Origin of the sequence: Chryseobacterium sp. CBo1, from assembly GCF_001693475.1 — a bacterium.
GTDB lineage: Bacteria > Bacteroidota > Bacteroidia > Flavobacteriales > Weeksellaceae > Chryseobacterium > Chryseobacterium formosense.
The window spans coordinates 166,127-178,517 of record NZ_MAUH01000001.1 but is presented as its reverse complement, the minus strand read 5'-3'; the positions used below and the strand labels follow the sequence as shown (position 1 = coordinate 178,517).

Sequence of the window (12,391 nt, the reverse complement as noted above, 5' to 3'; positions counted from 1 at the left end):
ATGAAAACCTACCAAACACAACCAAACGACAGTTTCGCCTCTATTGCGAAAAAATTTAATGTTAAGGATGAAAATTTTCTCCGGACTTTCCATAATTTAAATTGTTCGGAAAGTGAAGTTGTTTACAACGAATTACCTTCAGGAACTTCTATTTTAATTCCTGAAGACCCACAGTTTCTATCTAAAAATTCGGAATCGGATCTTGAACAGGATTGCATGAATAATCATGATTTTGAAGAAGAAGAAGCGCAATCTAATCATGAATATCAGGAAAACAATGAAAAAGAAATTGACAATTCAGCCAACGAAAAGTCTGAAGAAGTTAAAGAATCAGAAAATTCTTCAAGCGAACACGACGGAAAATATTTCGTCATTCAGAAAGGAATGGTACAATGCAATCAGGGTTTTAAATTTCCGAAATTGAAAGTAACCAGCCATCAAAAGCATTATTGGAACGATGCAGACGGACAAACCGATTATCTTGCCGTAACTGAAGATGATCTCCAACTCGACCCACCTACACAACCTTTCGGGCTATGCAAACTCAAACCAAGTTCCGGCGGATATCTTCCTTGTACCTACGCTCCTTCCGGAAAATGGACAAAAACTTATGATAAAGTAAAAGTAATGGGCAAATGTTGTGTCACCGAACTATCTGAACTCATGTGTTGCACAGGCGGAAAAATTACCATTTTCAAACATGGTCAACAGTCAGAATTGGGAAAAAGAAATGTCGACAATGCTGATTCTAAGGAACAGCAGGTGTATAATACGGTGGTAGATTTTGAGGAGTTTAAGGAAGAAATAAACGGAGAAGATCCTTTTGAAGTTGAATAATTAAAAACACAGCGTTATGAAAACCATAAAAGGAAGCACCAATCCCAAAGCAGAAGAAAAAACCTTCTATGAACTATCCGATTTTGTCTATCATTTCGAAAATCCTTTGTTCGGAAAAAAAGAGAATGAAAAACATATCTGGACTTTATATAAGCAGGTAAACAACAACTGGAAACAGGTGTCAGGAAACATAAAATATGGCGAGAAAGTTCCCTATACATTTGGTGAAAAAGCGGTAGGCATTTCATTTAAAATAGAAGTTCATACAGAAAGTAAGAATATTCTGAATAAGATTGAGAAAAAACTGACAGCAAGCTTAGTTGTTGTGCCAAGAACAAAACATGAACCCGTTATCGGAAGAGTCATTTTACTCAACCGTGATAATGCCGATGTAAACAAAGCCACATTCAATGAAAGCTTGAGCGCAGAAGCCCGGACTTCAAATCTGGTAGGAAAAGAAATAACTTTCTATCTTTGGGAGGAAGGAGCGACAGAAGAAAAAAAATATCAGAAACCCAAAACCGCAAAAGTTGACAAAAATGGTATTGCCAAAATAAAATTCAGTCTGTCTGAGTATGCAACACCCCAAACTTGGATGAGTTTTTTCTCAGGTAATCACAACACCACTAAAAAGTTTTTTGTAAGCGCATCCTATTTATCAAAGGAGACAACAAATAAAACCCCGGTTTCTGTAACTGAATCACAGCAGCAACAGCCGCAGCAACAAACTGAAAAGAAAGAGGAATCTACTGGATTTATTGAAAAAGCTACCAATATTATTGCTGAAGGGATTGGGAAAATCGGAGATTATGTAGAAGAAAAAACGAGGACTGCGACGAGTGTTGGAGGAAATGCTACTAGGCAACCAGGAACTTGTATTTGCCAAGAACAATATAAAGATTTAATTTGGGGCGGAAAAGTTAGTTGTGAGTTTAGAAAGAAGGTAGTACAGATTTGTGCAGAACTTTGGGGGGAAAGTAGAAAAATAGAAATGGCTAATGGATTAATGGCGGTAATGAAAGTTGAGACATGGGGAAGTTTTAAAGCACATCATAGAGAAGGTTTTCAATCAGCTAATGATAGCCCCAAAGATTTAACAATAAGTAGTTTTCATAAAGATAGCGGTTCTAAATCTTCTCGTGCAGTTGGGTTAATTCAATTTACTCAAGATGCATTAGAAGGAATGAACGAATTTCCTAAATCTACTCCAGCAACAAAAGGAACTCAACCAAGATATGATGCTTTAAACAGGCTGAAATTAGGCTATGCCCAAATGGGAGAAATTAGACAGCTTGATAAAGTGAAAAAATATTTTGAACCTGCTAAAAATAAAATCAAAACTCCAGAAGATATTTATCTGCATGTTTTTGCTCCCAAAGGAGTTGGACAAAAAGATGATTTTTTATTGTATGAAAAAGACACAATCGAGTATAAAAATAACAAAAGCGTTGACAAAGACAACAATGGCATTCAGCGAAAAGAAATTTTAGCAAGATTCTATAAGAGCAAAATGGATGGAATAAATAATAAAACTTCTAAATTTACATGTAGGATTGATGATAAAAAAATTGATACTATAAATGCTACAGATATTGTTACTTATCATATATATGCTGATGGAAAAATAGAAAAGCATATTCCAAAAGAAATAAAATCAGGTTACGAGCAAAAATATAAATATGTCTTCCACGATAAAGAAAATAAAGAACATGAAATATGCGTTGTTGACTATATTTTTGCAAATAAAAGAAATAATGGTATAACTATCTCGTCAATACCGAGAGGATATACCGAAACATATTCATATCCAAGAGGTGGAAACGCACAAACCGCATATGTTTATTCAAATGGTGATATCTGTGTTGAAGGTACAAGGTATGGATTCAAAAAATATCCCAAGGGAACAGGAAAAGTTGAACTAGTAAGAATGAAAGATAGTCTTAGTTATAATAATGGTAATGTTAAAATTTATTATTCATTTAAAAATTCTCAAAGAAGGCACTGTAATCCAGAAAGTTACGCTGGTTTTATAGGCGCATTGGCAACATTAGGTAGAACAGATGTTCTCTGTACAGGTATGTGTTTTGAAGATGCTACCAGTTATCCTAGTGTGACACATCCTAATGGAGATAGTGCAGATACTGCATATTATTCAACTTTAGCATTAGAACAAAAAAAAGTAAATGCTTTTAAACATTTTAATTTTAAAAATATTTATCGTGGACAAACAAGATGGTATCCTAATTTAATTGGAACTAAATATTCGAGAGGACATGAAGATCATTTACATGCAGGTGATTTTGATTCTAGTATCGTAAAAACTATAAAAGAATAAGAAAATTATGAAAAATTTAATATTTTGTCTATCTATTTTAATATGCCTTTCGTGCAAAAAAAATAATTTAAAACAGGTCACTAATGAGCCCATAGTTAACTTAAATGAAAATGAAAATGAAGAAAAGAAAAATACAGAAGTATTATTAAAACTCCCAATAGGAGAGAAAAAACTTATTGAATATGATTTTCCTAAAAAATGGAATAATCTGGAAGAAATTGATGATAATAATCCTGATTTTTCAATTGAGAAAATATCAAAAAAAGGTTATGATTCTATATTTTATTTTATTGAAAAAAACACAGATGATTTTTTTAATTCTTTAAACTATAATAAAAAAGAGGTTATTTATGCTTCTAAAAAAGAGGTTGAAATTTTATTAAAACTTTATGATAGTTCAGTGGTACTAGATTCGGTTTATTATGCTGGAACTATATCAAAAACACCCAACTATATTGTTAAACTATATAAAAATGGGGATAAATACAAATCAATCTTAGGAAGTGGAAATGGAAAATCTTCTTTTAATTATTTATGTTTGGCAACATTTAATAATGAAGACGTTCTTATTGATTCTAAAATCATTTATTACAATAATTATGATGATATTCAAAGCTATAAAAGATTCTTTTATATTGATGAAAATTTAAAATTATATCTAAAAGATTTTGCTGTAAATGAATTGAATACTGAAATTCTTAGTAAAACAAATATCGAAATAACAGAAAAAGGGTTCTTTAATAAAAAATAACAAGAATGAAAGCATATAAAATTATTTTTGTAAGCTGTTTGATTCTTGTGTTTTCTTGCAAAAATCATGACACAGTTCCAAAAGAAAAGACAAGATTTCAAGTTTCCAAATACAAAGAAATTCCTTCTAAATATATTGGTAAGTTCTCGGTTCAGACTGAAACTGAAGCCACTACTACAGGAATGGCATCTATATCATACTACTTTACAATCAAAAAAAATGAGGCTTTTCTAAAAACTAATACTTACCACGAACCAATTCGCTGTAATGGAAAATACAAAATTATTGATAAAGCTGATTACATTGAACTTTATTATGATGGAGAAGAATCAAACTGTAAATCTAAATACCCAGATTTTGAGATAAAAAAAGATAATGAGAGTTATTTTATTAAAGGTGTTGGAAATGAAGCAACATCAATTGATTGGCAGGAACTTACAAAAAAATAAATCTGAAATTTTGCATAATAATAAGTTCATTATTAATTATTACAGGATGTAAGAAAAACTATCAAATTGATGAGAAAAAAGAAAAACAATTATTTCAGTTTACAGAAATTGGAAGTAAAGAAATGGTTACAACAAAATTTCCTCATCAATGGAAGATAGACCCTTATCAAAGCTCTGTTGCTATAAGTGAATCTGATATGATTAATGAGTCTATTTTAAATAAGTTAGACTATTTTGATAATGTTAAAGGAAAATTAGTGAAAAATAGAAATTATATTTCTTTTATAACAGAAAAAGGGATTCGACTGGATTCTACTTTTGTTGTAGATTCTATTTCCAATAAAAATCAATCATTTGTTTACCTTAAAACATTTAAAACTATTGAAGAACCTAACTACGATTTTCCTCCAACGGTACATCAAATAGATATTTTGGTTTTCGCAAATTCTAGATTTTCACAAAGATTAAATATTTATACCAAGAAAAGCTATCCGTTTGCAATTGATTTAAAACTTGGCTACTTTAATAAAAATGGAAATCTTTTTACAAAAGAATTCAAAACAGATGAAGAAAATACAATATTCACAAAAGAAGAACATTTTAAATTATCAAGTGATGGAATAATAACAAAGCAGAACTCAATAATAATTAAAGAAAATAAAGGTAGTCTTGTTAAGCAAAATATATTAAAAGAACCTATCCTTGTTGGTGCTTATAAAATTTATGCTCCTGCAATCAGTAATTCCAATGGAGAGGAAGTTTCTTTAGGATATTTTATTACGGTAAAATCTCCTGCAAAAGCAATTTTAAGCATTGATGTAAAATATTCTGAAGATTATGGCTGTGAAGGCGAATATGAATTAATAAATAATGAAAATATTATACATGCTCAAGGAAAGTGTGACCAAGATGATTTAGACGATTTTTATCTTAAATATGAAGATGGAAAATATTTCATTAAAAGTAAACGTTTTTTAAATCAAGATTGGCAGGAACTCATAAAAGAGTAAATTATGAAAAATCTAAAATTTTGTCTATTAATTTTAATTTGCATTTTTTGTAAAAAAAATGATTTAAAACAAATTAATGAGCCCATCGTGAGCTTAAATGAAAATAATGAAGTAAATAAAAACACAGAAGTATTATTAAAACTACCAATATCAACAATAATTATTGATAGTCTAATAAAAGACTTTAACAATGATAAAATTGACGATAAAATTTTGATTAAAGCAAATAGAAATGAAAGTAACGTTTTTGGAGATAAATATTTTAAAAATATTGATGAATACAGAAGAACACTATGTATATTAGTTAGTAAAAAGAAAGATAATTATAACCAAATTAATAATAAAAAATTTATACCATGTCTAAGATGTAACGAGCCTATGGATGCTTATTCTGACTTTCAATTAGAAAATTCAAAAGCATTTTCAGTCAAGATCTCAAGAAAAGCTGATGAAATTATTTACAAAGTGTCATTTTCTTGGAATAAAGACAATTTTTTTCTTACTAAAATTGAATCATCAAATTTTTATGATAATAAAATAAAAAGCTATAAAATCAGTGATAAAATTGATATAAAACAGTTTGATTACGAAAAAATTCCAGATTACATAAATAATATACGTACAATTCAAGACCCAGATGGTTTTACAAATCTTCGCAAAGATAAAAGCACATCATCCGAAATTCTTCAAAAAATAAAATCTGGTGAACATATTGAGATTTTAGATAACTCTGAAGATTGGTTTTTGGTAAAAACAAAAGAAGAGAAAGAGGGATACGTACATAGAAGTAGGATTAAAAACTGAGTTTAATAAGATCTACAAAACTTAATCGAATATAAGCTGATCATGATCAAAATTTCAATTTCAATAATCTGCATATTTACTATTAATATCTCATGTCAGAAAAAAAATGAGGTAAGCAATACTTCAAAATCCACTATTGATACATTGTATGAACCTCCGAAATCATTATACTTTGATAATGATAACATAAAAGATGAAGTGAAAGTTCAGGCGAAAAAAACTGATGATCTCTCAAGTTTTATACTTTCTTTACAACTATCATCTTTAAATAAAATAATTGAAATACCAGTATTCAACAATAGTATTTTATATAATAATATTGAAGCAGATTATTTCTTAAGCGATCCTATAAATAAAAATAAAATAATAGAATTAAGAATAGATTATGCAAATCAAGAAACAGTTCCCAACAATTCTGGTGAGAAAAAAAATTTAATTGAGAAAATTAAATTCAGATTTAATCCTAAAAATAGAAAAATACAAGTTATTGGATATGATCTCAGCTATTCGAAGGACAATAGGAACAAATATATTAAGTCGTTTAATTTTATCACAGGGAAATACTATTCTTCAGGTTATTTTAATAATGAAAAAAAGGATACATCAGGATGGGCATCAGAACTTCAGAACATTTATACAGAAAACTGGAATCGAGATTTACTAGACAAAATAATGTTGTATGGAAATGAAGTCGAATAGACAATTATTTTTCAATAATTATTGCTGTATATAAAAATGAAACAAATTTTAATCTTATTAATTTTATTAAGTGTTTTTCCTGTAAAAAAAATACTAATCTTACTTTACAGAATATCAATTCTTCAAAAGAGCAATCTTTATAAATTTTATATACGACGATGACAATAACATTAAAAACTCGGAAAAAATTTACACTCGCAAAATTTCGGAAAAATTAAATTCGAAAGTATATCTTGCTAATGAAAAAGCAAAATAAGGATATTCAAAAAATTCCCTCGAGAGTTTTTGAGAGAACAAAATAATTTTCACCTACCTACTCCCCAACCCACCCCAAATAAATAGCAACCGGCATCATCGCCATAATAAACGGAACAGCATATGCGAAAGCCGTTCCTGAAAATACAATTGTAGAATTATATTTCGTATGATTTATTCCTAAAGACTGAAAGGCACTCTTGAAACCATGAAGCAGATGCCAAAACAATAAAAAACATCCGAATACATATAAAACAACCTGAACCGGATTCTGAAATTTCTCAACCATCATTTTATAAAGCGGAAGTTCTTCACCATGAATAAATTGGTTGGTACGGTTTGGAATCCAGAAATTTGAAGTATGAATCATCAGAAACAAAAGCAGCAATATGCCCAATAATGCCATGCTTCGGCTGTACCAAGTGCTGTTTTTGGATGTTCCATTTACTGCATAACGTACAGGACGCGCTTTCTTATTCTGCCACCAGATCATCAATCCCTGTACAATATGAATAAGAAAACCAAAGATCAGAAACACCTCAATCGTCCTGATAACAGGATTGGTACCCATAAAATGGGCACCAATATTAAACGTTTTTCCTCCGTCATCAAAAAAGATCAAAGCATTTACACCGCAGTGTACAATCAGAAAACTGATCAGAAACAGACCAGTCGCTGCCATTACCACCTTTCTGCCGATAGAACTCGTCATAAAACGTCTGAAACCTTTCATAATAATCAATATTTATCTTTGGTTCTTTGGGTCTGCAATCCAATCCTGGTATCTGATATTACTTTCAAAAACTGCTTTTTCCGGAACTAAAGTATCTTTTTCCAGAACTGCACCGAAATAAGGAGCCTCTTTTTCAATCGTAATCTCAGAAGGACGATTCATTACAGACAGATAATTTTCAATCCAATGATTCATTGGCATTCTTTCAGGACCTGCAATTTCTGCAATTCCAAGATTCGGTTTTTCTTCTACCGTTTTTGCTAAAAATGCAGCCACTTCTGAGCTTGCAATCGGCTGAACAAAAGCATCAGTTACAAACATTCCGTTTTCTTTTACGCTTGAAGCGGCAACACCGCCGGCAAATTCAAAAAACTGCGTCGCATGAACGATTGAATACGGAATTGATGATGAACCGATAAGCTCTTCCTGTACTTGTTTTGCTCTGAAATATCCGCTTGCGCTCAATTTTTGAGTTCCTACAACCGATAAAGCGATGTGATGTTTTACGTTCGCTTTTTTCTCGGCTTCCAAAAGGTTTGAAGTAGAGGTTTTGAAAAAATTCATCACATCATCATCTGCAAAAGACGGAGAATTAGAAACATCCACTACAACATCTGCATTTTCAAGTGCGTTATCCAGACCTTCGCCTGTTAATGTATTGACTCCTGTATTGGGTGATGCAACGATTACCTCATGTTTGTCTTTCAAAAGATTGGTAAGTTGTGATCCGATAAGACCCGTACCTCCGATAATTACTATTTTCATTGTTTTAATTTTTTTTAAATTAATAAAACAAAGATCAGTAACTTGAGGCTGAAAAATCTTAAACTGGTTTAAGAACGAAAATTTTCGTTTAAAATAGACAGCTCTTCAGTTGAAATTCCGATGTAGGAAGCAAAAACATCATCCGGAAAGCGTTTCACAAGATCAGGATAATGCGTACAGAAATAATAATGAAAATCTTTCTTGCTCGTTACGGCATACGTTTTTTGCTTCTGTAATGCTGCACCATAAGCTCTCATGTGAATTTTATTAAAATAAATAGCCATAAAAGGAAAATCGAGCAACATCTCGTTGAATTTTTCTTTTTTTATAACTAAAACTTCTGTTTCTTCCAAAGCGGCAATGGTAAAGTGAGCTGCAGGAGCGCCTAAGAAAGCGTTATATTCTGTCACCCACCAGTTTTCGATCGCAAAATGAATTGTATTTTTACTTCCTGAATGGTCTGTAAAATAAATCTGAAGGCAACCTTTCAAAACAAAATAAAATTCATCCACCATATTTCCTTCTTTGATCAAAATATAATCTTTTGGAAAGCTCCGTTTTTCAAAATAAGTAAGCACTTTTTCAACCTCTTTTTCAAATGCAGGAACAAGTTTTACAATATGATGATACAACTGATTGGGCATAATTAATAGTTTCGTACAAGTTACGTTTTCTTGCATATAATAAAAATAAAGATGATAAAAAACATTTAGAATCATTCAAAATAATCAAATTTAAACTTTCTAACAAAATCTTTTTTAGCTACTTTTACTTCATAATATATAAACAATTTATGAGAAAAATATTACTTACAGGAATAGTGACTCTAGGCGGATTTCTTACTGCTCATGCACAATGTAAAACAGTAACTACTCTTGCGGAAAATTTTGATACGTGGAAAGATATCGACAAATGCTGGACTGCCCAATCAGGAAAAGCGATGCTTTACTCTAAAGATAAAAAAGTGACTTTTTATTCGATGACGAGCCCACGCGAAAACATGGTTTTGGTAACTCCGAAAATCAAAGCAGGAAATTATACATTAACTCTTGATATATCTGATAACGGAGGTGAAACAACAATAGAAGTTTTGTCATTAAACAACGCAGCTGACACAAAAGCTTCTGTTGTTGTAGCGAAAGCTACGAAAATTACAGGCGACAAAAAAACAATCAATGTTTCTTTGAAAAAAGATGCGCATTTAGGCTTAAAAGTGATGCTGAATGGTATACACCAAGCTGTTTATATCGATAATCTATCTTTAAAACCTAAAAAATAATTCTGCTTTTAAATATTTTTTGAAACGTAATAAAAAATAATACCGTTGCAATCAAGCATCGGTTTTATTTTGAACATTAATATTTCACAAATATTACCGTTCTCTTTTCGATTAAAAAATCCTTTTTTCATACCTTTACCTCCACAATTTTTTTCAGGTTTTGTCGGAACTCGATACAAATAACAGCCCGTTTCAGGTTTTCATTTCATTCAAAAAGTATTTGGATGTGCTTGAGCATATCCGCTACAATGATCGTCTGGAATACCGGGCAAATTATGCAGAATCACTTATCGAGAGAACAAAAAACTTCAAAGAATTAAGAGAAGGTTTTCAGGATCTTTCGCTACTCGAAAAACATGAAGACCTCATCAGACTCTTATTGGCAGACCTTTTCCCGACAGGTTTAACCCGAAACGAAATTAAAGCAGCCAGTATTCCGCTTGCCAATATTACCTTTAATTATACTGAAAGGTTCAGAAATATTCTTAGCGACGCAGGAACCGATTTCGAAATCAAGTTCAGGGAAATTGATGACGATGAGTTTTATATTTTTTGTTGCTGTTTAATTTTGCAGGTGCATTTCAGCACAGATTTACGGGCAACCCTTCCACTTTACTATGACATTCCGAATAAGGATGGAATTATAAAACATTATAAAATCACGGTAAATTCAGATTTCACCGATGTTTATCCGGATAAAGACACCAAAATTCCCGATGAAGATACTGTAAATATGCTGCTTGAGAATATCGACGATATCAGATTGTGGAAAAAACATTTCCCACCCCAGTCCTGGATCTTGAGCGGGTTTGCTATTATTTCGCTTGTCGATTGTACTTCTGAAGTTGCATTATCTGATCTTAAATCTACACTCATTAAAGTTGATCTGGAACATCCTGCTCCGGACGAAAATTTAAAAGAAATTTTCAAATCTTATTTCGATGTTCCGGATCTGAATTTCGGCTTAATGCTTTTCAATAAAAAAGATAAAAAGCTTGAGCGGCTTCCGATCTACGAAAATGTTTTTACCAGTCATATTCTTGACTTCTGGCTTAATACTTTCGATGAAGAAATCCGAAAAACTGCTTTTGAAAACATAAACTACAATTCCAGGCCGATCGTGATTTCCGATATTGATAAAATGGACGAAGAGGTGAAAAATATGCCGTCTTTTGAAATTTTAAAAAATACAGGAATACGAAGTTTTATGGTCATTCCGATTATGAAAGATGGAGAATTGATGGCAATCATGGAATTTACCTCACCAATTGCCAATTCTTTAAATGGCCTGAAACTAAAGAAAATGGAATTTTTCACAGATATGATTCTTTTTTCACTCAACCGTTTCAGCTTTGAGAGAAACAATCAGATCGAAGCAATTATTCAGCGAGAATATACTTCCATCCACGATTCTGTAGTCTGGAAATTCAGAAATGAAGCAGAGAAGTATTTCAACGCCTTTTTATCTAAGAAAATTTATACTTTAAAGCAGATTTCATTTAAAAATCTTACTCCGTTATTTGGTTTTTCAGACATCCGTGCTTCTTCGGAAAAACGTTTTAACCTGATGAAAGTTGACCTCAATCATCAGTTGGAATGTCTTTATGAGATCTTTACTTTAATCAATTCAGATTCCGAAAAATATCTTTTGGCATTAGAAATTTTTGAAAATGAACTGAATAACGAAATAAAAGCCGATACTGAACAACGATTTCAGCGCCTTCTTCGTGACGAAATTCACCCTTACCTTCAGGGAAAACTGGAAACCAGCGCAACCGAAGAAGTAAAGAACAAGATCAAAACGTATATTTCGCAGATCACTTTACAGAATCAGCTTTTTTACAATCAGCGCAGAAATTTAGATGAATCGATCACATTGGTCAACAGAAAACTGGCGGATGTTTTGGATAAAAGTCAGGTTCAGGCGCAGGAAATTTTCCCGCATTATTATGAGCGTTTCAAATCTGACGGTGTAGAGCACAATTTATATATTGGTCAGAATATTTCTCCCGATGCAGATTACTCTCAGAAAGATGTGCATCAGCTAAGATTCTGGCAATTGGAAACGGTCTGCAATATGGAAATTGAGTTTCAGAAGTTTAAACAGAATCTTCCGATTCCTTTAGATATTGCCTCACTGATTTTTGTGTATAACGAAAAAGTAGACATCCGTTTCCGTATGGATGAAAAGCGTTTCGACATTGATGGCGCTCACAATTCTTACTATGAAATCATCAAAAAACGCATCGATAAAGCACACATCAAAAATTCTCAGGAAAGAATTACATCTCCCGGAAAAATCGCGATCGTTTATTTCGGTCTGGAAAATCAGAAAGAATATCTTCAATACATCAATACTCTTCAGAAAAGAGGACTTTTAAAGAACGATGTAGAGTTTCTCAAAGTAGAAGATTTACAGGGAATTTCAGGTTTATTGGCGATAAGAGTTTCTTTGGCTTAAATAATAATTCTGT

12 protein-coding genes are annotated in these 12,391 nt (G+C 31.7%); 9 read left to right on the top strand and 3 right to left on the bottom strand.

The features are described from left to right. Genes BA768_RS00935 through BA768_RS00905 form a run of 7 tightly spaced genes read left to right on the top strand, consistent with a single transcriptional unit; the run spans window position 1 to window position 6,885 of the window. Window positions 1-837, top strand: a complete 837-nt coding sequence (locus BA768_RS00935; protein WP_065719348.1) for a DUF4280 domain-containing protein — start codon at window positions 1-3, stop codon at window positions 835-837. A 16-nt stretch (window positions 838-853) separates the two neighbouring features. Beyond that, window positions 854-3,172, top strand: coding sequence for a hypothetical protein (locus BA768_RS00930; RefSeq protein WP_065719347.1), 2,319 nt, complete (start codon window positions 854-856; stop codon window positions 3,170-3,172). 7 nt (window positions 3,173-3,179) lie between these two features. After that, window positions 3,180-3,923 (top strand): hypothetical protein, encoded by a 744-nt coding sequence (locus BA768_RS00925; RefSeq protein ID WP_065719346.1) that lies wholly within the window; start codon window positions 3,180-3,182, stop codon window positions 3,921-3,923. A 5-nt stretch (window positions 3,924-3,928) separates the two neighbouring features. Continuing rightward, window positions 3,929-4,372, top strand: a complete 444-nt coding sequence (locus tag BA768_RS00920) for a hypothetical protein (RefSeq protein ID WP_065719345.1) — start codon at window positions 3,929-3,931, stop codon at window positions 4,370-4,372. Next, entirely contained in the window at window positions 4,348-5,382 is a 1,035-nt protein-coding gene (locus BA768_RS00915) for a hypothetical protein (protein WP_065719344.1), read from the top strand. The genes BA768_RS00920 and BA768_RS00915 overlap by 25 nt, the downstream gene beginning before the upstream one ends. 3 nt (window positions 5,383-5,385) lie before the next feature. Beyond that, window positions 5,386-6,186 (top strand): SH3 domain-containing protein, encoded by an 801-nt coding sequence (locus BA768_RS00910; protein WP_065719343.1) that lies wholly within the window; start codon window positions 5,386-5,388, stop codon window positions 6,184-6,186. A gap of 42 nt (window positions 6,187-6,228) precedes the next feature. Then, a complete protein-coding gene (locus BA768_RS00905; protein WP_065719342.1) occupies window positions 6,229-6,885 on the top strand; it encodes a hypothetical protein in 657 nt (218 codons plus the stop codon). Between the two features lie 313 nt (window positions 6,886-7,198). On the opposite strand, the gene BA768_RS00900 is transcribed toward BA768_RS00905, so the two are convergent. The 3 genes from BA768_RS00900 to BA768_RS00890 all read right to left on the bottom strand — a co-directional run bounded on the left by BA768_RS00900 (window position 7,199) and on the right by BA768_RS00890 (window position 9,318). Next, window positions 7,199-7,873 (bottom strand): succinate dehydrogenase cytochrome b subunit, encoded by a 675-nt coding sequence (locus tag BA768_RS00900; RefSeq protein WP_065719341.1) that lies wholly within the window; start codon window positions 7,871-7,873, stop codon window positions 7,199-7,201. 12 nt (window positions 7,874-7,885) lie between these two features. Continuing rightward, window positions 7,886-8,638, bottom strand: a complete 753-nt coding sequence (locus tag BA768_RS00895; protein WP_065719340.1) for an SDR family oxidoreductase — start codon at window positions 8,636-8,638, stop codon at window positions 7,886-7,888. Between the two features lie 68 nt (window positions 8,639-8,706). Further along, window positions 8,707-9,318 carry a Crp/Fnr family transcriptional regulator gene (locus tag BA768_RS00890; protein WP_165601760.1) on the bottom strand — a complete coding sequence of 204 codons (612 nt, stop codon included), beginning with the start codon at window positions 9,316-9,318 and terminating at the stop codon, window positions 8,707-8,709. A 113-nt stretch (window positions 9,319-9,431) separates the two neighbouring features. Here BA768_RS00890 and BA768_RS00885 point away from each other — a divergent pair, with 113 nt between their 5' ends. Together BA768_RS00885 and BA768_RS00880 are read left to right on the top strand one after the other, a co-directional pair. Beyond that, window positions 9,432-9,917: a hypothetical protein gene (locus BA768_RS00885; protein ID WP_065719338.1), complete on the top strand. Its 486-nt coding sequence runs from the start codon at window positions 9,432-9,434 to the stop codon at window positions 9,915-9,917. A 160-nt stretch (window positions 9,918-10,077) separates the two neighbouring features. Continuing rightward, entirely contained in the window at window positions 10,078-12,378 is a 2,301-nt protein-coding gene (locus BA768_RS00880; protein ID WP_065719337.1) for a GAF domain-containing protein, read from the top strand. Window positions 12,379-12,391 lie beyond the last annotated feature (13 nt).

What these genes read in the sequence shown, in the direction of transcription:
- BA768_RS00935 (WP_065719348.1), top strand. Translation starts at nt 1, where the DNA reads ATGAAAACCTACCAAACACAACCAAACGACAGTTTCGCCTCTATTGCG.
- BA768_RS00930 (WP_065719347.1), top strand. Translation starts at nt 854, where the DNA reads ATGAAAACCATAAAAGGAAGCACCAATCCCAAAGCAGAAGAAAAAACC.
- BA768_RS00925 (WP_065719346.1), top strand. Translation starts at nt 3,180, where the DNA reads ATGAAAAATTTAATATTTTGTCTATCTATTTTAATATGCCTTTCGTGC.
- BA768_RS00920 (WP_065719345.1), top strand. Translation starts at nt 3,929, where the DNA reads ATGAAAGCATATAAAATTATTTTTGTAAGCTGTTTGATTCTTGTGTTT.
- BA768_RS00910 (WP_065719343.1), top strand. Translation starts at nt 5,386, where the DNA reads ATGAAAAATCTAAAATTTTGTCTATTAATTTTAATTTGCATTTTTTGT.
- BA768_RS00905 (WP_065719342.1), top strand. Translation starts at nt 6,229, where the DNA reads ATGATCAAAATTTCAATTTCAATAATCTGCATATTTACTATTAATATC.
- BA768_RS00900 (WP_065719341.1), bottom strand. Translation starts at nt 7,873, where the DNA reads ATGAAAGGTTTCAGACGTTTTATGACGAGTTCTATCGGCAGAAAGGTG.
- BA768_RS00895 (WP_065719340.1), bottom strand. Translation starts at nt 8,638, where the DNA reads ATGAAAATAGTAATTATCGGAGGTACGGGTCTTATCGGATCACAACTT.
- BA768_RS00890 (WP_165601760.1), bottom strand. Translation starts at nt 9,318, where the DNA reads ATGCAAGAAAACGTAACTTGTACGAAACTATTAATTATGCCCAATCAG.
- BA768_RS00885 (WP_065719338.1), top strand. Translation starts at nt 9,432, where the DNA reads ATGAGAAAAATATTACTTACAGGAATAGTGACTCTAGGCGGATTTCTT.